Consider the following 25,559-nt stretch of genomic DNA (forward strand, 5'->3'; position numbering starts at 1 on the left):
GTGTGTTGGCTATCAGCTACTACCACTAGCAACGACTATATCGATAACGCATAATTCACAGCTGCGCTAACTTGCAAACATATTGGATTCACAATAGGTAAAACTGAATTAGTTGAATCCACTACCAATGGATATTCTGTACACCCCCAAATTACCACTCCTGATGATTGGTATTTTTTAATTAGACTTGCAAAGTAATCTCTAGATTTCTGGGTCACCGTATTCTGCATCAACTCTGCATGAATTTGATCCATTCTCTCGCGCTCACCCTGATCTGGCAACGTCACACTAATATTATGTTGTTGTAACGTCTCCGCAAAAAATCCATCTTCCATCGTAAACTTTGTGGCCAGCAACAGTTCTGATCTCTGATCAATACTATTCAAATGCTTTGCTACAAGCTCAACGGCATGCATAACGGGTATCGAGGTGTTTAACTCTACCTTAATCATATCGTAATATTTGTGTAAGCTATTGCAACATATGATTATACAATCTGGCTCTAATGCGATTAGTTCAGAAAGCTCATTTTTTAATAAGGTTGAAACGACATCGTGGTGAATTCCATAGTTAATCATAATATCGTGATAATCGATACTTTTTAATAAGATTTTAGCGCTATGATATCCCCCCAAACGTTCTCCAACCAACTGATTTAATGATGTATAGCTGACTACTTATAATCTGGGTATGCGTCACTCGGTTTCTAATGTACATTTTAGTACATGTCGCCCCTCGTTCCTGTACCCAAATTAAATTACTCTAGCTATATAATATCCGATTGTAGACGTCCACCCAGTTCCTCCAAGCAGTCCTATTGTTTTCATAACACGTTTACCCCTTAATTTCTATGAACACTATAACAAAAAAAAGGGAGCCATAAGCCCCCTTTTTTTCGAAAGATATAAATCCAATTAACGCTTAGAGAACTGGAAGCTACGACGTGCTTTTGGCTTACCGTATTTCTTACGTTCAACCACACGACTATCACGAGTTAGGAAACCTTCCTTCTTCAAGACTGGACGAAGATCAGGTTCAAACCCAACCAAAGCCTTACTGATACCATGCTTTAACGCACCGGCTTGACCTGATAAACCACCACCTTTAATAGTGCACATCACGTCAAAGTTGTTCTCACGGTTTGTAACTTGGAAAGGTTGGTTCAACATCATGCGCAATACAGCACGTTTGAAATATACTTCCTGAGTTTGACCGTTAATAACGACCTTACCAGATCCAGCTTTAATCCAAACGCGAGCAACCGCATCTTTACGCTTACCCGTTGCATAGGCACGGCCTAATTTATCAACGGTGCGAACATACTCACGCTTTTTTTCAACCGTTGCAACTGATGCAACAACAGGCGTGCTTAAAGCGCCTTTTAATTCGTTTAAAGAAACTTTTTCAGACATTATGCGCTCCTTGTATTCTTAGAGTTCATGGATGCAATATCCAACTTTTGAGGTTGTTGTCCCCCATGAGGATGATCCGCACCTTTGTATACATGCAATGCACGCATACAATCGCGACCCAATGGGTTACGTGTAATCATACGTTCAACCGCTTTTTCAACAACGCGCTCTGGAAAACGGCTATCCAAAATTTGACCTGCAGTACGTTGTCTAATTCCGCCCATATATCCAGTATGTCTGTAATATATTTTATCTTCGCGTTTGTTGCCCGTTAATGCAATTTTCTCTGCATTGATAATCACAACATGATCACCACAATCCATATGAGGAGTGTAATTTGGTTTGTGCTTACCTTTTAAAATTCGTGCCACGATTGATGCCATACGTCCTAATACTAGGTTTTCTGCATCAATAATAATCCAATTCTTTTGGATTTCGCTGGCCTTCATTGAATATGTCTTCATGATTCGCCTATTAATGTTAATACTGTATTGAGTTACTTTTAACGAATATCCGCCACCATGTCAATAAAATAGAGCTATTTTGAGTGAGGTATAATAATACCACCAGCGTGACCCTGGACTCATTAGGTCAGATCCGATGTGATCAAACACGGATTTTAAGGCGTAAATTATGATGGTGACATCTGTTTTATGAATTAAATCTCTCATCGATGCCGACCTCTGCAGCTATGCGGCTCAAGGCGCTTTATGCGCAAAGCGGCTATTGCCGCTACAAATCGCTATGCGATTTGCTTGAGCCGCCAGAGAACATCCACTAATTGGATTACATCCGATCTAATCTAACCTATTGGATGCAACGGCACGTTGCCTCCCGAAGGAGGCCTTTGATTGTTAAAGATACTTATCTTGATACGTTCGCATTTAATCCAACCGTTGATCCCTCAACGGTTCCCAATGTCAGATCCGTCTTGAAACTAACCCCACTGTTTAGGTTTAATGATGCTGACCATTCCAAGCTACCTGTAAACTCTGCCTTTGAATTAACTCCAGTCTTTGCAGTTAAATGTGTATCCAGCGAATATGTATCAGCTTTTAATCTATCAATATTCAGCTCTGCCCCAACATACCCTACACTATCCGTTTGAGTTCCAAAGTCTCTGTATGCAACTTGCACAAACGGTGAAACATACTCTGTATCAAACCCAACACTCAACTGATATCGATGTCCTGTCATGTCTGCAGTATGCACCTGATGCGTTCCAATGTACCCTACTTGACCTTCAATAAAGGCATTACCCATTGATTGAGACACAGCGACGGATGTTTCAGCTTGATGGCTATCGACCTCAAATCCTTCGCCTTTATTGGCATAGGCATGTACAACTCCCAACACAGTGCTGCCCATCTTATAGGCAATTGTTCCGCTGGTGCCAGCCGTCGATTTAGATCCATCGATCTTACCTTTTAAGTTGATCGATATTGGCAATGCCATTTCAACCTTGCCTGCAGACACACCATTGACCTGTAATTGAGCTGCATCAATACCAGTTACTCCTTGACGAGCAAATCGCCCCATTGTCGAAGGTGTTATATCAGCCGCTAATGATTGAGAAACTGCTGCAACTAACGCATCAAACTCCGCTGCTGAAAATGCTATCCAATCGCCACTAGGAAATGATTTCACTTTATCGCGCAAATAATTGAATAAGCCCCCAAACCTTCCACTCTTAATCATTTCAGCAACAACCAACTTTTCGGTAAATAAAATCTCCTCTACATAAAAATCATTTTTATCAAAGGGTATATTAGAGCTAACTAACTTTATTCTATCCTCAGTAGTTAAAAAGTTTTGTCTAATACATCCATCGTATGCAAGCCTTTTAACAACTGCAACAATTCCTTCATTAGAAATTTTATCTATCTTATATCTTGATCCATCAGGAGTTACACGAGTATCAAAAACACGTTTAATGCTTGCTATAAGTGTTGGATAATTCAAATCCTTGTTAAATCTCTGCTCAACATAATTATTTGCTATCGTATCTCTTTCATAAGCCTCCACCCCAAAAGGCTGCGTATATAAATCAAACCTATAAACTACTCCACTCCCTTTAAAGTTAAATAAAATACCTTCAATAGACGAATTAATAACCTTATCCTCAAAAGTTACGGGGGGATAAACACCCAATTCAGTTATGATTTTATTTTGTGTTGGTAAATCAAACCGGCCTAACTTACTATTTTGCTCTAGTAGTTTTTTTGACAGTTGACTTCGAAACTCAACATAATCTGACAACTCTGACCAACTTTTATCTGGAGTTGGTCTCTCTAAAAATCGCCCACCTGATGCTGCATTAATCATTATTTGCATTGCAGCCTCTCTTTCAAGTTCTTTTGCGTAATATACCTCTCTAAAACTATCGATATATTTCAGTTTTTTTTCATAAGTATCTAAATCTGAATGCGTCTTATTATTAATCTCATCCCAATATGGCTTCATCCAAGCTTCTAACTTTTTAAACTCTGGCAAAATCTCCAGCTGCTCTAAAGTTGTTACTTTAGCTGCCAACGCAACGGGATCAAATCTAGGCATAGCATCAGTCTGTTCGGCAGAACCCTGTTGAGTTAAATTACCATTATTTCCTCCGGCACCACCATCATCAGGTGCTCCGCCGGTATCTTTGCCCCCACATCCAATTAAAAAGGTTGTCGTTAACAACAGCATCACATATGATTTCTTTTTCATTATTATTCCTTTATTTAACCATATAATATTAAACCACAAAAAAACCTCCCGAAGGAGGCTTTTCTAAAAACGTGTCTAATTAAAACAAATTTTTAATCCAATTCTTAAAATCAGTAAACCAACCTTCTGGCCAGTGCTTATCTACTTGTTTTAACGTCTCTGGATCAAACGTTAATCCTAACATTTTTGCTTTTTGATCATTCAATACACGATTGGGTTCGCTAACCGTTACCATGGGAATATTTGCCACAGATTCTCCCTTTAACAAGCGAATCACCATTAATGCGGTAACACGCCCAACTTCATGTTGATTAACACCATATGCAGCCAATGCACCATATTTGATTAAGGCAGTATCACTTGTAAATACGGGGATCTTCCGCTTATCCCCTTCACGAATTAAATCGCCAAATTCTGATGCCACCGTATTATCATTGCTTGAGAAAAATGCGTCCACTTTACTCATTTTCTCAGCAACGGCTTCAAGATCTTTAGGAGTGTTAACAACACCATGAACTACTTCCAAACCTAACTTAGCCGCAGCAGATTGAACATCATGCAATACATGTACAGAATTCGACTCTGCTGGGTTATAGAAGAAACCAATCGTTTTCATCTTTGGGTACAGGGTATGAAAAAACTTTAATTGAGGATAAGCCGGCACAGCGTTGGATACGCCTGTAACACGACCTTCTGGTTTTTCAGCGTGCTTAATTAAACCTGCGCCCACTGGATCTGTTACCGAACTAAACACCAAATATGACTCTGGCGACATATTCTTCTTTACGCTTTGAGCAATACTAGTCCCAATAGCTACATGAATTTTATTCAATTTTTTAGCTTTTGAATCTTCAATTTTTTGAACGCTAATTAGGTTGCCGCCATCACTTTCAATGTCGATATCCACTGTTTTACCTGGAACTAGTCCTTGCGCCTTTAATTCCCGAATCATCCCAACGCGCGTTTCATCAATCGCAGGATGAGTCGGCACATTAACCACGTACCAAACTGGACCGTATACAAAGGCGCACAACGTACCTAATAAACCTAAAGTACAGACGCTCGTTGACAAAGCAATTTTTCTTATTCGTTTCATTTTTTTAGTTGCTCCTTATTGACTATCGTGACACTGCATCACGAATTAATTTCACGGATTCTTTCAACCCATACAGGGCAAAAAAGGATCCCATTCTTGGGCCTTGCTCTTGCCCCAGTAACACTTCATATAATACTTTAAACCAAGCCTTCAGATCTTCAAAGGGGTATTTTTTACCAATCTCATACACCTGAAACTGAATATCTTCAGCCGTTGCATCAGCAAGCATAGTTTCCAAGGTGTTTGCTAATTCATTCAATACATCAACCTCAAAATCCGCAGCATTACGATATTGTTTAGCTGGCACAATAAAGTCTTTATAATATTGAATCGCATAGGCCATTAAACGATCTGTAAACGGTGCTTTTTCAGGCGTTAACTCCTTATTATAGCGCGTTAAAAACTGCCATAAAACAGCCTTGTCTTCCGTATTACATACACCCGCTAAGTTTAACAACATGTTAAAACTTGGACCATTTTCTGGTTTTGGTGGATTACCGGCATAAATATGCCACACAGGATTGTCTACACGCTCTTCTGGTGATTGCGTTTGGTACTTCTCAATCCACGTTAAATAATCATCTACCTGACGGGGTATTACGTCAAAGTGTAACTTTTTCGCGCTCTTTGGCGATTGGAACATGTACAACGCCAAGCTTTCATGGGGAGCATAGGTTAACCAATCTTCCATGGTTAATCCATTGCCTTTTGACTTTGAAATCTTTTGACCTTCACCGTCCAAAAACAATTCATAGTTAAATCCTTCAGGCGCTTGACCGCCTAACACGCGTACAATCTTAGAGGCTAATTTTACAGAATCAATCAAGTCCTTACCGGCCATTTCATAATCAACGCCAAGGGCAGCCCAGCGCATTGCCCAGTCAACTTTCCACTGCAGCTTACACGCTCCACCGAATATAGACACTTCGATCTTTTCATTCGTCTCAGGATCTAAATAAACGATTGTCCCTTTGGATGAGTTACGTTCAATCATGGGAACTTGCAACACAACACCTGTACGTGTACACACAGGCAAAAACGGGCTGTATGTTGCTTGACGCTCTGCCCCTAAGGATGGCAGCATAATGTCCATGATTGCATCATAATTATTCAATACGGCTTGTAACTTTTCATCAAACAATCCGTTCGTATAATAATGTGTTGAACTTTGAAATTCGTATTGAAACCCAAAGGAATCCAAAAACGATTGCAACATCGCATTGTTATGTTCACCAAAACTGTTAAATTTTTCAAAGGGGTCTGGTACCTTTGTCAGCGGTTTTCCTAAGTGTTTGGCAACTAACTCTTTATTAGGAATATTATCTGGAACTTTACGTAATCCATCCATATCATCCGAAAATGAGAATAATTTTGTTGGAATATCTGACAGTTGTTCAAACGCATGGCGTACCATGGTTGTCCGCGCAACCTCACCAAATGTTCCAATATGCGGTAATCCTGAAGGTCCATATCCTGTTTCAAACAAGACATATCCTTTTTTAGGTGGTGCCTGACGATAGCGTTCGACTAACTTTTGCGCCTCGATAAACGGCCATGACCGACCTATAATTTGACTCATTATATTTCCTTTCCAAATCTCATTAAGTTATTGCCAACTGCATTAAGGTATGTTTATAAACAAATTGCAATATTTTTTTGATAATAACGATGAATTACGAATCTTTTTTAGTTTGGAAACGAATAATACTCTTAAGTTTGCTTGTTATTGTTGGAATTACCACACTCATTCTGTATGCATGTAAATATGAATTCTTTAAAAGATTAAAAGGATTACTCTATAAATCTCCCTCTTCTGAAAAAGCTGCAGAGCCAGTTGATACAACTATTCTAAAAGATAGCCTTTATCACTACCAAGAGTTTAAACGAGATAAAAGCTTAGTTAATTGGATTCACAGCTACTTCACACTCTATAAAGAAAATGAATGTGTAGAACTGAATGAACTTAAACAACACCTTGAAGATGCAAAATATCGCGCTAATCGTCTATATCGACCCGACATAGCAACCGTAATTTTTAACTTTGAAAATGATCTTATCGAATTAGAATACGATTCTAATGGAATCTTACCTAAGGATCGTCTAAACACACTTATTGCTGATTTAGAATTTAACCTAAACATTCAACTGTATAAACCTGATCAATTTTTGAATCGGATAAAACAAACATTCCCAAATTTTTTAGACGTTGCAAAATCAAGCCCACTATATCAACCATCACGTCACGAAACGTTAGCTTTTGCTGTCTTTATTGTTGAAAGTTTTCATCAACGCAAACGTGTTCAACTGCAACGCGCATTTGAATTGATTGAATCAATTTTAACAGAACAGCAAACGCTTGCAAAACGGGCTTTGATTATAGATTTTTTAATTGAGCTTATACGACTAGCCGACGCAGGAGTCTTTCACTATCTCCCCAGCTATATCCAACCTCAAACAAAAATTATTTTCGATAACTTACGAGAAGATTGGTATTATAAATATGATGAAGAAAATTACGATTAATCTACATACTCCACATAATCTCTACCATCTCGATACGCTTCCAAGGCCACTCGGGTGAACGTTAACGTATTTTCTGGCAACTCATTTAACGACACCCATTTAATATGACCATGTTTATGGGGTTCTGCATTAATGACCTCACCTTCATATCGACTTGCCTTAAAGAAAAAACCAACATCTTCAATGTTGTCCCCAGCTTCATTGTTATACTTAGCCCATAACGTAACTGCCAACGACACATCGTCAGGATGCAAGGTAATGCCAATTTCTTCTTTAGCTTCGCGAATAATATTGTGCTTTAACGACTCGCCTTTTTCGACCTTACCAGCCGGCAATGCATAGGCGTGTTGATATACTTTTGTATGTTCACGGTAAATCATTACGATTTTACCCTCACGTTCTAAAATCAAATTCACTATTAATGGATACATGTCTAATGTCATTGATAGTCTCTCTTGCTGTATTAATGTGTTTCAGATATAACATTAGTTATTTTAAACTCACAACTAAAATGAGCACTAAAATATTAGAGCAATATCCTTGGAGACGTTTCATGAAAATTACGCTATTTTTTACGTTTTTAATCATTAATATAGCAAACGCGACACTACCAACAGAGAGTGGTAATGCTGTGGAGCCCCAGCAAGCTTGCACTTATTTTGAATGGAACCCGTACAATCTGAAAGCACCGCGGACAGTCCACCCAGCTCCATCCCTTATTTTTCCTCCAATAGCAAAAGTTCCCTTACTTGATCATTCCTTGTCGGCACCTGCGCCTATAGGAATGAGAGATCATCTTACCGAACACCCACCATTATCCGAGAATCGGTCAGAAACTCTTTTGATAGACACTCAAAGGTTATGCGACACACGCAACTTAACTTTATCACACGATCAACACTCTTACATTGATCAATTGCTAAAAAACTATATAAAATTCTCTGCGTCAAGCCCTCCATTGCCTCCCAAAAGGATTGCTAAAATTTTTCAACACTTACAAGATTTTTTGAATAGCGAATATGTTCGACTTGGCGCGCGCTCTACAGATCAACAACATTCAGCTTTAATGCAACAATATCAGCAACTCCTAAGATTCCATAAAACGGTTATAAAACTGGCATTATTTTCACCTGATCAAATAAAAAAGCTCCATTGTTTTCACGTATCAACGCTGATTGGAATCTCTAACGTATGCGGCATTAAAAAAGATAACTCAGCCCAATTAAGATACTTAGGCCAGGCGCTATCGCTTACGAAAAGTATTGGTACTGATGTTCAAACTCCTTACAGAACTAAACAAAACTTTTACGTACAAAAGGTGACTGATTTTTGCAGAGAAAAATTATTCCATACGCAGAACTTTCTCCTTCAGAAAAGACCTTCGCAATAATATTGTAAACCCAAGACGCGAAGCTTACTTTTCTCCGCATAGACTCAGTACCCCTACAGTTAGAGCTGCTTGCACGCCGGCATGGGCAGCTCCAAATTTTGCTGAACGCGTAAATACCTGCGCGCCTTGTTTTAGATAAGTGTTCCAGGCAGACGCCAAAAAAGGTAAATCACAGGGATTTATTAGTTTTTGACGGTTAATCATTACGACATATAACGGTGCTACTACACCGCCAACTACCATTTGTGTTCCTGTTGTAAAGGTCCCCTGTAATAACGGACAATCCTTCCAATGCTCTTTCGCATAGTCTTGTGCCTTTAAAAAGGTATACCAGCTTACAAAGGTAATACCGCCTCTTAACGTACCCCCCGCATAAAGTGTTTTGCTAACATGCTGTGCGTTATCTAAAATGCTCTGACGTGAGTGCAACATTAATGCATTTCTAACCCGAAACAGTGGCATTACAGCCATTTCAAATGCAGCTAAATTAGTCGCAACTGATACGCTATTATCATGTTCTATAAATCCTAATTGAGCAGCAAAATAAGAACCGCCTCGTCGTTTGATTTCAGCTTTAATAAACTCCTTTGAAGGATTATCACCTAAATGTAGATTTCTGTAATGTGTAGCTGTATCGCCCAAGTCATTATCACTAATGGTCTGATATACGAATCTGGGGGTCTCAAGTTTTGCACCGAACCAAAAATCCCATACACCATTCTCATCATGCCGATAATACTCCAGCTCACAGAACGGAACAGAAATACGCCATGGATCATTCATAAGTTGGACTCTAAGATACCACAAACCCGATCGTAAAATTTCAATTGAGGCACCACTGTAAAACCCAAGAATTCCTTTTTGTGTTAGAATATGTGCTATGGATTGACGCACAGTTAACCCGTCTGGAACTGTATTCAACGCAACATTGTTAAAGGGAACTTCAACTGCAAAACGCATGGCGGCACGCAATGTCGCCGTATGTGATAAGATGGGGGCTTCGTCTTGTCCGAAACAGATAGAAAGCATTGTAGACATGCATAGCAGGTAACGATTGAATTTCATTATTATTTTTCCCTAAGTGTTGCAAAAATTATAGGGTTTTAGGCGTTAATAAGAAATAAAAAAATATCTCCTCTAACCAACTATGTCATAAATAGCATTGGTATGGTCTTTGTATCTCACATTATCTCTAAATATAGGCAAGGCATAGTCAGCCTCTTCTTCCTCTAGCGTAGAATCTAGCGCCCTAGCTTGCATTACATCGGCATCACAGTGGCGAATCGCTGTTAATAGTCTTACAAACCTTACACCTGCTTCTTCAACATTCGATGAGTCCGATCCTGCGGTTCCAGCATGTTTTGTAAGCTCCGATCTTGCCTCCTTTAATTTCTTCTCTGCTTTGCCAAGATTATCCCCTTGACGTACTCGTTTAGCAGGAACATCTTCTAAACTTTGAGTTTCTGGATACATCAACATGACTCCACCACTAAAAAAGGTTTTAGAGATTTCATCTAAAATTGAAATAAATGTTCCATCTCTCATTCGAACATTTAATCCAAACATAGCAATATTTGTTTGAATTTCAGCACGTGTAGACTCACCTAATTCCCTCTGAACCATTGACAGATGATATTCTTTTAGAACCGGCTCTAATTCTTTGACCCACGCTGTACCTAAGGGGGCTCCTGGTTTTCCCATAGGCTCACAGGGCATTTCTGCCGCCGCCGCAGCTGCTGCTCCAAAACAGCTGACCTGACAGATAATTAATACACTATATAAACAGCTTAATAGCCTACGAATCTTTGCGCTCATCAACTCATCCTCCTCCTATAATACAAGCAAATCTTTATAAAAAAGCTTAACGAGAGAAATAATATCGTCGATGCGCGTCAACAAAAGGCTTAGCTAAGCAGAATCTTTCAACATGATAGTCTTTTTGTAATAACACAACTTTAGCAGCCCATCGATCTCTCAATGCTTGATAAGATGCGTCATCATCTGTAGGACAAGCCCTGTAGGCTTCTCTATCTATTTCTTTCCACAGTGCAGTAAAATCATCAACCATTAGATTATTTATGGATAAATCTAACCATTGAAGATTTTCTGAAGCCAATAACGGAATAAGTGCCTTTACACCGGCAAAGGTTAAGCGATTATTAGAAAGATTAAGCATGGACATTCTCGCCAGAATACCGTGGGATTCTATCATATCCAACACCTTATGAATATCTTCATCTCTAAGCACATTATCAGACAGATTAATGGAAACTATTGATGAACTAGCCGCTGTGAATGTTGAAAGAGCTGGGTTAATCTTTTCTTCCAGATTCCAAAGCCCTATTCGTTGGGCATGCAAATCGACATCCACAGGCTGTTCAAGACATGCAGCTGCGCCATCAACCATTCCTAAAGTACTTATTAAAGCAGCAAACGTTAAAATCTTTGATACATCTCTCATGACACTCTCCTATATGTAAAAACAATACTCCATGTTTTATTTATAGTCTAAATACAGACAAAGTCAACTGTTATGGGCTAATGTAAATTTCCACTTCATTCTCCTTCCAATAAATAAGTACTAGAGAAATAATATCGTCGATGCGCGTCAACAAAAGGTTGGGCTAACAAAGCTCTTTTTGGATCATAGTCTCGCGATAACAGTACAACCTTAGCAGCCCACTGGTCTCTTAATACTTCACAAGACGCTGCTTTACTTATTTCTTCCCACAATTGGCGAAAGTCATCAATCATCATATTGTTTGCAGATACATCCAACCATTGAAATTTATCTGATGCTAACAATGGAATAAGAAGATTTATACCTTCCCATGTTAAACGATTATTAGAAAGGTTAAGCCCTAAAATCTTAGCCATAAGATTGTGCGACTGAAGTATCTCTATTAACGTTAAGATATCTTCATCTCTGATCACATTACTCGACAGATCAATTGAAACACACGATGAGCTAGCCGATGCAAGTATGGAAAGCGCTGAACCCACCTTTTCTTCCAGGTTCCACACCCCAATCCATTGTTTATGTAAATCAACAACCGCTACAGGTTGGTGAAGGCATGTCGTTGCCCCCTCAACCATTCCCACTGCACTGACCAAAGCAATAAGTGATAAAATCCTTGATGCGTGTCTCATAACTGACTCCTAATATTGATGTGCTGGCTAATAATTTATCACCCCATCTATAACTTTCTAATTGCGAATTGTGCGCATCTGCTTTACAAATGAGAAACAATTTTTATTATTCTAAAGGAACTAAAATTAATGGCAAGTTATCAATACGTATATGTAATGAAGGAACTATCTAAAGCCTACCCAGGTGGCAAGAAAGTCCTCAACAATATTTGGCTATCATTTCTACCGGGTGTGAAAATCGGTATTATCGGAACGAACGGTTCAGGTAAAAGTACGCTGATGAAAATCATGGGAGGCATGGACAAAGAATTTAACGGCGAAGCCTGGGCTGCAGAAGGTGCAACGGTTGGGTATTTGGCGCAAGAACCACAATTGGATGAAACGTTAACGGTTGAACAAAACGTTATGCTGGGTCTGGGTGAAGTTGTTACGTGGGTGGATCGTTTCAATGAAATCACAGCAAAGTTTTCTGAACCTATGACCGATGATGAAATGAATGATCTCATCACTGAACAAGGCGACCTGCAGGAAAAGATTGATGCTGCAAATGCATGGGATTTATCTCGCACGGTTGAAATTGCGATGGACGCATTGCGATGCCCTCCAGGTGATAGTGCGGTCTCAACCCTATCTGGGGGTGAACGCCGTCGTGTTGCATTATGTAAATTACTGTTACAAAAACCTGACTTATTGTTACTGGACGAGCCGACAAACCATTTGGACGCTGAATCTGTAGCTTGGTTAGAACGCCATTTACAAGAATATAAAGGAACCGTTGTGCTGGTCACGCACGATCGTTATTTCTTGGATAACGTTGTCAGCTGGATTTTGGAATTAGACCGTGGTGAAGGCATTCCGTTTGAGGGTAACTACTCAGCATGGTTAGAAGCAAAACAAAAACGATTGGGACAAGAACAGAAAGAAGAATCTGACCGCCAGAAACAATTGGCCGATGAATTGGAATGGATTCGACAATCCCCCAAAGCACGACAATCAAAAAGCAAAGCTCGTATTACGGCTTATGAAAACTTATTGGCTGAAAGTCAAAATGTAAATTTAAGCATGAACCAAATCACGATTCCGGCAGGCCCTCGTCTAGGTAATGTGGTGATTGAGGCTGATAATGTATCAAAAGGATTTTCTGATCGTATGCTGTTTGAAAAACTTGCGTTTCGATTACCTCCTGGTGGTATCGTTGGTGTAATTGGTCCAAACGGTGCCGGAAAAACAACAACCTTCCGAATGATGACAGGACAAGAAACACCAGATACTGGAACGATGCGCATTGGTGATAGCGTACAGTTATCGTATGTGGATCAAAGCCGTGATGCGCTTAACCCCAACAAAACGGTATGGGAAGAAATCTCCGATGGTCAGGAAGACGTCTATATTGGAAAGAAAGCCATAAAATCACGGGCGTATGCGTCTTGGTTTAACTTTAAGGGAACAGATCAACAAAAGAAAGTTGGAATGTTATCGGGCGGAGAACGCAATCGTGTGCATCTTGCAAAAGTCTTAAAGACCGGTGGTAACGTATTGTTATTAGACGAACCGACAAACGACTTAGACGTTGAAACTCTGCGTTCACTGGAAGAAGCATTGCTTAATTTCGCAGGCTGTGCCGTTATCATCAGCCACGATCGTTTCTTCTTAGACCGTATTGCGACGCATATTTTAGCCTTTGAAGGTGACAGCCAGGTTGTATGGTTTGAAGGAAACTATGCTGACTATGAAGCTGACTTGAAACGCCGCATGGGTGATGCTTATGCTGGACCAAGCCGTATAAAATACAAACCTCTCGTTCGCGCCTAAAGAAGCTTAACGCTATAGACACCCTTCCCTTCGGTCGGGTGACATATATAGCCCGCCCACCCGACCTGGATAGCGCAAAGAAGCGCTACCAGGTCTTAACCCTAAGGGATCAAATTTTACCTTCAAAAAATTTAAATACTTTTTGGATAAGCATACCGAATCCGATTAGGGCTAAGCCGTCGCTACTCCACTTAAAAACAAATGTTAATATCGTTCTTGTTTCTTCGCCACCCAGAATACAGTACATCAAGGTTGGGGCACCTAGCACCAGAATGACAAGCGCAATGATCATACATATCAATATGTGTTTCCAATTGGTCGATCGTCGATCTGGAACTATCGCACTTTTGTTTTTGATTTTTGAGGGCATATATATAACACTATAAAAAACACCTTAAATGATAGCCTTAGATAATAGAAAGGCTTGGATATAACGTTTGCAACCGAATCGTCATTGCGGATGGTGACACATAAAACAGGTCTGCCATTTCTTCTGGACTTAGTTCTTGTTTTAATAACTCCGCAACTTTTTCTTTAGGCATTAATAATTCAGCAGCAATCATATTTGCTTCTGTTTCTGCATCAGAATAAGCGCCGTCTTTTCTAAACGTCACGGCTTTGTCTTCAAAACGACCTTCTTTTTCAAGTTCATCTTTTGAAAAACTATTCATTAAGTAGGATACATAATGACCAATCTCGTGGGCTATGGTAAATCGTTGGCGTGAAAATGCATGATTGTTATTCACATAAATGCTGTAACTTTCACCTTCTTTAAGAAGCAACCCACTTAACCCATCGTCTAAGTCAGCCTCAAAACATGCTAGGTTCAATTCTTTACATATTTTTTCAAGGGACAGCTCATATCCGCTATAGCTATCAACTTGCAGCTCACTAATACGTTTTTGAATTTTGGGACTTAACTTCATGTTTAACCTTTTACACTTTAAACAGTTTACACCATTTTGCAAAAATGTCAATTTTCATACCTGGATTTTAAGGCGCAAACCCTATACACTTAATAATACACATGAGAAATTTACATAGACTGCTACACATGCATTTTCGTTACGACATATTATTACCTTTACCCCAAGATCAACTCTATACGTATCTTTCCGATCATCCGTTAGAGATTGGAACTCTTGTGGATGTTCCTTTTGGTAAACGTAATGTGCCTGGTGTCATTTGGAATGAAACCGATCCAAATTACCATCCTGAATTTCAGATAAAGCCAATCAACCAAGCGTGGGATTTACCCCCCTTATCGAATGCTACGCGTAAGCTCATTGATTGGTCAGCACCGTATTATATGACGCCCAGGGGCAATTGTCTAAAAATGACGTTAACGGGATTACCCGACGTTGGATATGCACCGCGAAAAAAATATGGGAATTTTATTGATCCAAAAGACTGCCCCAGGGATTTCCCCCTCACGCCAGATCAAACAATTGCCGCAGAATCAATCCAGACTGCAATTCGTTCAAACACATATAAAACCTTCTTGCTGGATGGAGTGACGGGCTCTGGAAAAACTGAGGTGTATTATGAAGCCTTATTAGAAGCTATTCGTCAAGAACGACAGGTATTAATTTTACTGCCAGAAATCACCCTCACCCAACAATGGTTAGATCGCTTTAAACACCGATTTGGTGTTCTGCCTGCCCGATGGCATTCATCCTTAAAACAAACGGAACGGCTGCATACATGGCAGCAGATCATCAATGGACATGCATCGGTCGTTGTTGGCGCACGATCCGCTTTATTTTTACCCTTTAAACGCTTAGGCTTAATTGTGGTCGACGAAGAACACGATGGATCATATAAACAAGACGAAGGCGTACATTATCATGCCCGAGATTTGGCGGTTGTACGGGCTCGATTTGAATCCTGTCCGTTGGTACTCGCCTCTGCAACCCCATCCATTGAAAGCTATCATAATGCTAATGAAGGCAAATATGCGCTTTTAACCCTGAGTGAACGGTTTGGAAGTGCTGGCACTCCGACGGCTCATGTCATTGATTTACGACAGAAAACCGAACAGGTGGGACGCGGTCATTATGTATCCACCAGTTTAATCAAAGCCGTACACGAAACCGTAAAACGTAACGAACAAGCCATTTTATTTTTAAACCGCAGAGGTTTTGCCCCACTGACCTTATGTACAGAATGCGGTCACAAAGTCGCCTGTCCAGATTGCAGCGCGCATATGGTACATCACAGAACTCATGCATCGTATGCAACATTACAGTGTCATCATTGCGGTTTATCCATCAAAGCACACTCCGATTGCCACGACTGCGGCAGCGTTGGGACACTCAGCGAATGGGGAGTTGGAATCGACCGACTGACCGATGAAATCAAACAAAAATGTCCCGATGCCCGAATTATGACTGTCAGCAGTGATCATATCACCCATGAAACGCATCTTGAAGAACTCTATCACGCATTAAACAATCACACAGTTGACATTGTCATCGGAACACAACTAATGGCAAAAGGACACGACTTTTCAAACGTTACACTGGTTGGAATTGTTGATGCTGATTCTGGATTAATGGCTCAAGACGTTCGCGCTGCAGAACATACCTATCAGCTATTGCATCAAGTCGCTGGACGTTGTGGTCGAGGCGATAAACCAGGTCACGTTTATATTCAAACGTTTGCTCCACACCACCCCGTCATTCAAGCCCTTAAAACCTTTGATAGGGATACCTTTTTATACTTAGAGCTGCATAACAGAGAAACCGGACATCTCCCCCCGTTCAGTCGTCAAGCAGGCCTTGTCATTACAGCAGATACCGAAGATCTCGTAAAACAGGTGTGCGGACACTTATTACAAACAGCACCCCAAAAACCCGATGTTATGGTCTTTGGTCCTGCCCCTGCACCGCTAATGAAACTTCGTGGAAAATACCGCTATCGTTTTTTAATTCAAAGCTCAAAACAAACGTTGTTGCAACCCTATTTGCACACTTGGCTAAACGCCGTGAATATCCCACGCAACATCAAATTAACCCTCGATATCGACCCCATTAGTTTTTACTAAGCAACCAGCCGGCAGCGTGACGCTGCACCAGGGATGATCCCTGGACCCAATAGATTAGATCCGATTCGCGCAGACACGGATTCTATATAACTTAACCCTGAAAGCTTCGCAAACACAAGGAACTAAAACACTACTTTTCAACAAAATCATCACCATTCACATCAAACCCTTACCCCTCCTGCGCCCGAAATGGGTCAAAGGTGGATTCAACAACCTAATGGGTGCAGCGGTACGTTGCCAGGTTGCCTATACCTTTAGCATCCCCATTTTTTGATGAACTTCCTTCAACGTTTCTGCGGCTATGGATAATGCTTTATCCTTACCTTGGGCTAAAATCTTATCCAGATAATGCGGCTCATTCATTAAGCGCACCATCTCCGTCCGTATGGGTGTTAATGCTGTAACTAAGACATCTGCTAACGCTTCTTTCAAGGCACTAAAATTAGCCCCCTCAAACTCCAAACAGCACTGCAACAATGGTTTATCCGCAAACACACTATATATATTCAACAGGTTTTTTGCTTCGGGTCGATCCGCCAGATCATCACTATTCCCAGGCAACGGAAAGGCATCCGACTTTGCTTTTTTAATTTTTTTAATAATCGTATCCGCATCATCCATTAAATTAATCCTCGATAAATCAGATGGATCCGATTTACTCATTTTAGCCGTACCATCACGCAAACTCATTACACGTGTGGCTTGCCCTAAAATCATAGGTTCGGGCAATATAAACGTTTCACCAAACGTCTGGTTAAACGCACCGGCAATATCGCGTGTTAACTCTAAATGTTGCTTTTGATCATCACCTACTGGCACATGCGTTGCCTTATACAACAAAATATCGGCTGCCATTAATACAGGATATGCATACAACCCAAGGTTTGCTTTTTCCTTATCCTTACCCGCTTTATCCTTAAACTGAGTCATACGGTTCAACCACCCCAGCGGAGTAATACAGTTTAATAACCATGCAAGCTCACTATGCCCCGCGACATGGCTCTGCATAAAAATACTCGATACTGTGGGGTCAATGCCGCTTGCAATATAGGCTGCGGCAACCAATCGACATTGCTCAGCTAATTTAGCTGGATCTTGCAATACAGTCCACGAATGCAAGTCTGCCATAAAAAATAGGCATTCATGTGTATGCAGAAAGGCGATCCAATTTCGAATCGCCCCTAAATAATTTCCTAATGTTAAACTGCCAGTGGGTTGAATCCCCGACACTACTCGTTTCATCGTTTTGTTCCTAATAATTTCTTATAATAGATATCTGTTATAAAATATGATGACGCCGCAATAATTGCAATAAGGCACAACGAAATCCATCGATACACTACGTTTGTATCAAACGCCAAACCATATATCCAGGGGTAAATAACATAAGATACTGCCACAAGCAATCCTGCAATCACTGTAATACGAATAACTGTCTGGATAAATAAGGCGTTTAATTTGAAATACCCTTTTGCATAAGACCATCCGGCTAACACCAACGTATTAACCCAGCCGGAAATTGACAAGGCTATCGCAATTCCAACATGATTTGGTAACTCTTGCCATATCAGATCATTTACAATTAAATAACACAATACAGCATTAATAATCATGGCAATTCCACCAACGATGGATGGGCGCAATGTATCTTTCAACGCAAAGAATGTTGATGAAAATACTTTCAACAATACATAGGCGGGCAACCCAGAAATGAACGCAACTAAACAAGGTGCCGCAGCTAATACATTCGCTTCTGTAAATTTTCCATGCATAAACAACGTTGAAATAATCGGCGCAGAAAACATCGTCACAATAACACAAATGGGCAACGATAACGCCAACGACAATTCAATCGCCTTGTTTTGCGTCTCCAAGGCTTTGTCCATGCTATGTTGCTGCAATTGAGTTGTCAGCATTGGAATCAACACAGTTCCCAACGACACGCCGATAATGCTTAATGGAAATTGATTCACACGTTCCGTAATTTGTAAGTATGAAACACCACCATCCCCAAGATATGATCCAAAGAAAATACTGATCATCACGTTAATTTGAACCATTCCTGTTCCAAAAATTCCCGGTAACAGTCGTTTCATAAATTCTTTTACGGGTGTCGTAAGTTGTGGCCATCTTGGGACGATAACTATGCCCATTCTAACCGCCACCACATACAACCATATAAATTGAACAAAGGCAGATCCTAGAATCGCCCACGCAGCCGCATGTGCCTTTGTTTCAGCAACATCTTGTAATGCCAAAAACAACAGGATAATCGCCGAATTTCCAACGGTTTGACTGGCTGCCGTCTGAACGAAATTATGCATCGCGTTTAATACAGACCCCAATACCGCCGTTAAACAAATCAATAAAATAAATGGAAATACAATCCTCGTAAACTCAACGGTCCATTGCAGCTTTTCAGGGTCATCTTTAAACCCTGTTGCAATCAATCCAACGAATGATTCCGTAAATCCCATAACGTATAACGTCATCGCTCCCACAAACAGCACCATCCACACCATGGATTGTTCTGCAAAATATGTTGCTTTCTGTACTCCGTCTTTTTCCTTTAATGACCCAAATATTGGAATAAAGGAGGCATTAAATGCCCCCTCTACAAACAGCCGTCGAAACAACGACGCTATCTTGGTCGCTATAAACAAAGCATCCGTAATCGCGGTTGCGCCCAGGGCTCCAACCACAAGGGTATCTCTCAGATACCCCAGAAATCGCCCTAATGTTGTATGAAATCCAATTACACTAATATGTCGACCTAAACTCATTGTGATCCCCTTCCCAATGCATGTACTTTAATGTCTTGAATTTTCAATATACCCATAAAATAGGCAGGAATAAAGAACGTAATTATTCCAATTAAAATCAACCCAATTAACGTTGCAATCTTTATATAAATGGGCTCATAAAACATGTACGATTGAAAGAACGGTTCAATCACATAAATCACAATTCCCATAATTGCACAGGCAATTAATCCCAGAAATGTTGTTCGATAAAATCCTCTATCCAATTTCAACATGTTTCTGCGATAGGCAATCCACCCTAATGCAAATACGTTAACCCATGATGATATCGATAATGATGCTGCAATCCCCACATGCCCCATCTCAATATGATTGAACATCAAAATTGCAAAGGCAGATAATACAGCATTTAAGAAAAAACATACTCCTGCAACATACATGGGGGTCTTCGTATCTTTATGGGCAAAGAAACTCGCACTCACAACCTTTAAGAATACATATGCCGGTAACCCCGTTGAGTATGCAACTAATGCAGGGGCTGTCTTCAAGACATCCGCCAACTCAAAGTTTTTATCCATAAACAAAGTTGCTATAAATGAATCAGCATAAATCATAAGTGTAACAGCTGCTGGAAACGTTAACAGCAATGTCAATTCCAATGCTCGATTTTGAGTATTGATCGCTTCCTTTACTTCACCTGCTTTTAATTGGCGATACAGTAACGGTAACAATGCCGTTCCCATGGCAACACCAATTAAACTTAACGGCAATTGATTCACACGATCCGCAATGTGTAATGCAGCCAATCCACCCGTATGTAACCTTGAGCCAATCGCCATGTTCATAAACAAGTTCAACTGCACAATTCCAGATCCAATTAATCCTGGAATGAACAACTTAAACATCTGCAGCATCTCTGGAGTGATCGTGGGCTTACGAAATCCAATCTTTAAACCAGATTGACGCCCACACACCCAATGCAACCAAATTAATTGTATAAGACCAGATAAAACAGATCCCCATGCAGCTGCATGTCCTGGAGTCTCAAAACTGTTTTGAAAAAAAACGAAATAAGAAATCACGACGACATTTGCAATAATTTGTGTTGCTGCAGCTGCACCGAATCGATCCATAGAATTCAATACAGCACCTAATAATGCCGTCAATGAAATAAACAAAATATAGGGGAAAGTTATACGAGTATACTCAATGGCATACTGCAATGTTTCCGGCTTTGATTTAAAGCCACCGGCAACCAAACCAATAAATTGAGGCATAAATAATTCCACCAGAATAACCAACCCAAGCAACCCAACAAATAATAACGTAAAGGCTTGTTCTGCAAATACCTTGGCATCATTCACGCCTTTATCTGAATACACACCAGAAAATGTTGGAACAAATGCAGCGTTAAATGCACCCTCTGCAAACAATCGCCGAAACAATGCAGGCGCTTTAACCGATACTGAAAACGCATCTGCCATGGGGCTTAAACCTAAGACTGAATAGACCAATCGGTCACGCATAAATCCTAAAATACGGCTGATGACCGTGTTCCCGCTAATAGTAATCAGGGAACGTATTAACCCCATTTATTTATCTCCATTGTTGATAAGTTGTTTTAGTTTATAGACAACGTCTAATGCGTCTTTTGGACTTAATTGATCAGGGTTCAATCCCATTACAAATTTATCCAATTCCGAAATTCGTTTAACAGGTTTTGGAACAGAAACTATCGTCTGCCCTTCTGTTGACTGTGCTTTGGCTTCTAAATGTTCCAAAATGCTCTCCGCACGGTGCAATGCATCCCGTGGAAACCCTGCAATCTCTGCCACATGAATTCCATAAGAACGATCTGCACATCCCCGAATAACTTGATGTTTAAACAGTATCGTATTATTCCACTCTTGAACTGCCATGGTATAACACGCTGTGTTTGCAAGTTCTTTTTCTAAATGAGTCAATTCATGATAATGCGTTGCAAATAACGTACGGCACTGATTCGTATTGTGTAAATGTTCGACTGTTGCATGAGCAATGGACATCCCATCATAGGTTGCAGTCCCTCGACCAATTTCATCTAAAATCACAAATGATGATTCAGTGGCTTGGTTCAGAATTGCCGCCGTTTCAATCATTTCAACCATAAACGTTGATTTACCGCTGGCCAAATCATCGGATGCTCCAATGCGACTAAACAAACGATCAACCACACCAATATGCGCAGTCGCTGCAGGAACAAAACATCCAATGTGAGACATAACAATCATTAAAGCATTTTGACGCAAGAATGTACTTTTCCCCGCCATGTTCGGCCCTGTCATTAACCACAATGATTGCCCCTTGCTTAAATCACAGCTATTCGGCACAAACGTTTGATGCTCAAATATAAGTGCTTCTTCCACAATTGGATGACGCCCTGAATCTATTTGGAATGCTTTGGAATCATCAACGACGGGTCGAACCAATTTAAAATGCTTCGATAGTTCTGCATGAGATGCCGCAACATCCAACCATGCCAATGCTTTTGCCATCAGTGATAACGTATCGGCATCCACTAATACCTTTTGAACCAGTTCCTCAAACAATTGTTGTTCTCGCTCCAAGGCTTTTGCAGATGCCGACAGAATCTTTTCCTGCAATTCTGCCAATTCATGAGTCACATATCGTTGACCATTCACCAACGTCTGTCGCAAAATAAACCAATCAGGGACTTTATCTTTATGAGTCTGAGTAATTTCAATGTAATACCCAATCACTTGATTGTATTTTATCTTTAATGTTGAAATTCCCGTCTCTTGAACATAGCGTGCTTGCATCTGTTCCAGCAACTCTTTCCCATGATCTCTCAACTGAATATATTCATCCAACTGTGGAGAATATCCAAGACGAATAAATCCACCGTCTCTGGTTAACACTGGTAATCCAGATTCAACAATCGCCTTATCCAGTTCGTCTTTCAACTCATCTAAATTTTTCAGCAAATGAAGCGACCGCGTCAATATGATTGGCAAATCTTCATGGCGCAAATGCAAGGTTTTAATCTCAGGAATTAACCCCAATACATTCCGAATAGCATCTAAATCTCGGGGGGATCCCCGCCCCACGCTCAACCTAGACAAACACCGTTCAATATCAGGAACCTGCTTCAATAAATCTCTAAGGCTTCTTCGAACATCTGTATGATGTGCATAAAATGCAACGCCATCTAAACGTTCATTAATTTTTTGAACGTTTGATAATGGATGGGATACCTGTTCATACAACATCCGTTTTCCAAGATTATTTGTCGTATGGTCTAGGAACGATAAAATGCTCCCCTTATACTCGCCCTTCAACGTCATCGTCAGTTCTAAACTGCGACGTGTTTGAGCATCAATAAATAAAAATCCGTCTGACCTAATTTTCTTAGGCGGACTCAATCTTGGCATATGCTGCTTCTGAGTCAACGAAACATAATCAACCAACGCACCGGCAACAGAAATTTCGTCATCAGAAAAATGTCCAAACGATTCCAGCGTCGATACCTGATACATCTGGCACAAACGTTTATGTCCCGTATAGCTATCAAATCGGCTGGCTGGCTGCCATGTCACTTTTTTCCGGTGTGTTACAATATAACTTGCTCTTTCAACACTAGAACGTGCTGATTCAGAAATCAAAACTTCAGATGGAGAGTACTTTTCCAGAACAGTATCCAAGGTCAATGGATCACTTGTCTCTAATAAAAACACTCCAGTTGAAATATCCACAAACCCGCAAATTACCTGATCATCGCTAGTATTAATCGCGCATAAATAATTGGGCAATCCAGCATTTAACAAGGTATCTTCGGTTAACGTTCCAGGTGTTACAACTCGCACAACGTCTCGCTGTACGACTGATTTCCCGCCTCGTTTTTTAGCTTCTTCTGGCGTTTCCATCTGCTCGCAAATGGCAACTGAATATCCCTGACGAATCAACCTGCTTAAATAATTTTCATAGGCATGAAACGGGATGCCGCACATGGGAATCGCTTCACCTTGGTTTTGTCCACGTTTTGTAAGGGTAATATCAAGTGCTTTGGATGCGGTGATGGCGTCTTCATAAAAAAGCTCATAAAAATCGCCCAATCTATAGAACAACAACGCATTCTTGTGTTGCTCTTTGATGGCAAAATACTGTGCCATCATCGGGGTTGTACTCACAGAGTTACTCACCGACCAACCTATATTTCTGAATGATAATATGCAGAATCAACTGCACCCTATTTGTACGGAATACCCCCACAAAATGCAAGGATAAAATGAAGTTTAAAAAAATAAACACCAGGGATGATCCCTGGCAGCGTGACGCTGCACCCCATAAGTTAGATCCGATTCGCACAGATACGGATTATAATAAACAACGTTGCGACAATTCAGGGTTTTTACTTTTACAAACCGTATTATCTAACGGATCCAACGGCACGTTGGCAACGTGACGCTGCACCCATTAGAAGAAAATCTGGAGCAAAGGGCGCCGCGTAATTGTTTTATGTGCGTTTAGCTATAAATACGGTTGAAAAATTTATACTCCGTCTCCAACCACATCGGATCTAACCTAATGGATGCAACCGCAGGTTGTCGTTAATCCGGGGTTAATAAAGGTTAAGATTTAGTTAACGCGATTTTTTTACCCCCCCCCCGCCCCAGACACCCTCAGTGACCTTCGGGTGGGGGGACAAAACCCACTCCCTAAATCGAGACTAAATAGACGAAACGATCCGTCATTTTTTCTCGAAACGGTGGGCAAAAATAATAATGTATGAGCGCTCTAAACTTACAATACCTCACAAACGTTAACAAAAGATTGACGGAATTCACTTTTTTGGCAGCGTGACGCTGCACCCCATAAGTTATATCCGATTCGCACAAACACGGATTACAAAAACACCATCATCCTTCAAAAATATATTGACAATCCGAATTCACTGTGTATACTAATAAGTAGAATTGCGAAGAGGCTACCCAAAAACCTGGGTAGCCTTTTTTCGTTCTACGTCTTTGAATCTTTCAGCCAAAGGATCTCTAACCAGATCCATGACGAAGCTTTGATTGAAACACCAAAGGACAAAACGCTGAATTGAATCCCCAGTACAGGTGCTCAACTACCCGATCAGTAGACACAGCCCTGTAAACAACCCCTAGAGTCGACGGGCTCGTAAAACACGACTTTGTATATTATACTAAAGTCCGCCTTTCCCCATTCGTGTAAGAAATGGGGTTCTTTTTGCACGTGCGGGTTACTGGGGATTCTCTCGGTTTTAAACAACGCCAGCGTGACGCTGGCAACGTGACGTTGCATCCGAGAGTTAGATCGGTTGTGATTGGACACGGATTTTATATAACTTAACTTTGAAAGCTGCAAACACAGCACTTTCAAACAAAACAAGGAACTAAAACACTACTTTTCAACAAAATATCTCAAATTCATTTTTCACCCTTACCCCTCCTGCGCCGAAGGTGGGTCAAAATTCTCATATCTCAAATCATACTCAATCTAATCTAACGGATGCAGCATCATGCTGCCACACTCAATCTAACCCAATGGATGCAGCAACGGCACGTTGCCTGCATCGAAGGTAGGTTCAAAACCAGCCTAATTAACGGGTGCAGCATCATGCTGCCACACCCAACCT

Annotated in this window: 20 protein-coding genes and 1 pseudogene; 5 read left to right on the forward strand and 16 right to left on the reverse strand. The window is 40.5% G+C overall.

Translation table 11 applies throughout. From position 1 onward, the window contains the following. Positions 1-35: 35 nt before the first annotated feature. The 6 genes and pseudogenes from CPBP_RS01490 to CPBP_RS01515 all read right to left on the reverse strand — a co-directional run. Positions 36-653, reverse strand: a pseudogene (locus CPBP_RS01490) (aspartate/glutamate racemase family protein); the annotation flags it as partial. Between the two features lie 261 nt (positions 654-914). After that, positions 915-1,412, reverse strand: coding sequence for a 30S ribosomal protein S9 (gene rpsI / locus CPBP_RS01495; RefSeq protein ID WP_350332285.1), 498 nt, complete (start codon positions 1,410-1,412; stop codon positions 915-917). Then, positions 1,412-1,876: a 50S ribosomal protein L13 gene (gene rplM / locus CPBP_RS01500; RefSeq protein ID WP_350332286.1), complete on the reverse strand. Its 465-nt coding sequence runs from the start codon at positions 1,874-1,876 to the stop codon at positions 1,412-1,414. Before rplM ends, rpsI begins: the two co-directional genes overlap by 1 nt. 400 nt (positions 1,877-2,276) lie before the next feature. Next, the gene (locus CPBP_RS01505; protein ID WP_350332287.1) at positions 2,277-4,121 is read right to left on the reverse strand and encodes a hypothetical protein; all 1,845 of its coding nucleotides are present in this window, start codon (positions 4,119-4,121) and stop codon (positions 2,277-2,279) included. Between the two features lie 79 nt (positions 4,122-4,200). After that, on the reverse strand, positions 4,201-5,217 hold the full coding sequence (locus CPBP_RS01510; RefSeq protein WP_350332288.1) for an ABC transporter substrate-binding protein: 1,017 nt from the start codon (positions 5,215-5,217) through the stop codon (positions 4,201-4,203). 22 nt (positions 5,218-5,239) lie between these two features. Beyond that, positions 5,240-6,796: a lysine--tRNA ligase gene (locus CPBP_RS01515; RefSeq protein WP_350332289.1), complete on the reverse strand. Its 1,557-nt coding sequence runs from the start codon at positions 6,794-6,796 to the stop codon at positions 5,240-5,242. An 89-nt stretch (positions 6,797-6,885) separates the two neighbouring features. On the opposite strand from CPBP_RS01515, the gene CPBP_RS01520 reads away from it, so the two are divergent. Further along, entirely contained in the window at positions 6,886-7,740 is an 855-nt protein-coding gene (locus CPBP_RS01520) for a hypothetical protein (protein ID WP_350332290.1), read from the forward strand. On the opposite strand, the gene CPBP_RS01525 is transcribed toward CPBP_RS01520, so the two are convergent. Continuing rightward, entirely contained in the window at positions 7,737-8,183 is a 447-nt protein-coding gene (locus CPBP_RS01525) for an NUDIX domain-containing protein (protein WP_350332291.1), read from the reverse strand. The two genes, CPBP_RS01520 and CPBP_RS01525, sit on opposite strands and share 4 nt — an antisense overlap. A 110-nt stretch (positions 8,184-8,293) precedes the next feature. Between CPBP_RS01525 and CPBP_RS01530 the strand changes: the two genes are divergently transcribed. Next, positions 8,294-9,130 carry a hypothetical protein gene (locus tag CPBP_RS01530; protein ID WP_350332292.1) on the forward strand — a complete coding sequence of 279 codons (837 nt, stop codon included), beginning with the start codon at positions 8,294-8,296 and terminating at the stop codon, positions 9,128-9,130. A 24-nt stretch (positions 9,131-9,154) separates the two neighbouring features. Here the strand turns inward: CPBP_RS01530 and CPBP_RS01535 are convergent, their stop codons facing one another. The 4 genes from CPBP_RS01535 to CPBP_RS01550 form a co-directional block, all read right to left on the reverse strand. Beyond that, entirely contained in the window at positions 9,155-10,195 is a 1,041-nt protein-coding gene (locus CPBP_RS01535; protein ID WP_350332293.1) for a hypothetical protein, read from the reverse strand. Positions 10,196-10,267: 72 nt separating this feature from the next. Then, a complete protein-coding gene (locus CPBP_RS01540) occupies positions 10,268-10,945 on the reverse strand; it encodes a hypothetical protein (RefSeq protein WP_350332294.1) in 678 nt (225 codons plus the stop codon). 46 nt (positions 10,946-10,991) lie between these two features. Next, a complete protein-coding gene (locus tag CPBP_RS01545) occupies positions 10,992-11,591 on the reverse strand; it encodes a leucine-rich repeat domain-containing protein (protein WP_350332295.1) in 600 nt (199 codons plus the stop codon). A gap of 95 nt (positions 11,592-11,686) precedes the next feature. Continuing rightward, entirely contained in the window at positions 11,687-12,280 is a 594-nt protein-coding gene (locus tag CPBP_RS01550) for a hypothetical protein (protein WP_350332296.1), read from the reverse strand. A 129-nt stretch (positions 12,281-12,409) separates the two neighbouring features. On the opposite strand from CPBP_RS01550, the gene ettA reads away from it, so the two are divergent. Beyond that, positions 12,410-14,092 (forward strand): energy-dependent translational throttle protein EttA, encoded by a 1,683-nt coding sequence (gene ettA, locus CPBP_RS01555; protein WP_350332297.1) that lies wholly within the window; start codon positions 12,410-12,412, stop codon positions 14,090-14,092. A 407-nt stretch (positions 14,093-14,499) separates the two neighbouring features. Here ettA and CPBP_RS01560 read toward each other — a convergent pair whose 3' ends face one another. After that, a complete protein-coding gene (locus tag CPBP_RS01560) occupies positions 14,500-15,018 on the reverse strand; it encodes an ImmA/IrrE family metallo-endopeptidase (protein WP_350332298.1) in 519 nt (172 codons plus the stop codon). Between the two features lie 128 nt (positions 15,019-15,146). On the opposite strand from CPBP_RS01560, the gene priA reads away from it, so the two are divergent. Then, positions 15,147-17,138 (forward strand): replication restart helicase PriA, encoded by a 1,992-nt coding sequence (gene priA / locus CPBP_RS01565; RefSeq protein ID WP_350332299.1) that lies wholly within the window; start codon positions 15,147-15,149, stop codon positions 17,136-17,138. A 246-nt stretch (positions 17,139-17,384) separates the two neighbouring features. Here priA and trpS read toward each other — a convergent pair whose 3' ends face one another. The 4 genes from trpS to mutS are packed head-to-tail and all read right to left on the reverse strand — an operon-like array spanning position 17,385 to position 24,099. Continuing rightward, positions 17,385-18,380: a tryptophan--tRNA ligase gene (trpS, locus tag CPBP_RS01570; protein WP_350332300.1), complete on the reverse strand. Its 996-nt coding sequence runs from the start codon at positions 18,378-18,380 to the stop codon at positions 17,385-17,387. Then, complete coding sequence (murJ, locus tag CPBP_RS01575) at positions 18,377-19,921, reverse strand: murein biosynthesis integral membrane protein MurJ (RefSeq protein ID WP_350332301.1); 1,545 nt, start codon at positions 19,919-19,921, stop codon at positions 18,377-18,379. The genes trpS and murJ (CPBP_RS01575) overlap by 4 nt, the downstream gene beginning before the upstream one ends. Next, positions 19,918-21,492: a murein biosynthesis integral membrane protein MurJ gene (gene murJ, locus CPBP_RS01580; RefSeq protein WP_350332302.1), complete on the reverse strand. Its 1,575-nt coding sequence runs from the start codon at positions 21,490-21,492 to the stop codon at positions 19,918-19,920. The genes murJ (CPBP_RS01575) and murJ (CPBP_RS01580) overlap by 4 nt, the downstream gene beginning before the upstream one ends. Beyond that, positions 21,493-24,099 (reverse strand): DNA mismatch repair protein MutS, encoded by a 2,607-nt coding sequence (mutS, locus tag CPBP_RS01585; protein ID WP_350332303.1) that lies wholly within the window; start codon positions 24,097-24,099, stop codon positions 21,493-21,495. Positions 24,100-24,185: 86 nt separating this feature from the next. On the opposite strand from mutS, the gene CPBP_RS01590 reads away from it, so the two are divergent. Further along, a complete protein-coding gene (locus tag CPBP_RS01590; protein WP_350332304.1) occupies positions 24,186-24,362 on the forward strand; it encodes a hypothetical protein in 177 nt (58 codons plus the stop codon). The last annotated feature ends 1,197 nt before the right edge of the window (positions 24,363-25,559 follow it).

Origin of the sequence: Candidatus Bodocaedibacter vickermanii, from assembly GCF_014896945.1 — a bacterium.
GTDB classification, from domain to species: domain Bacteria; phylum Pseudomonadota; class Alphaproteobacteria; order UBA6184; family UBA6184; genus Bodonicaedibacter; species Bodonicaedibacter vickermanii.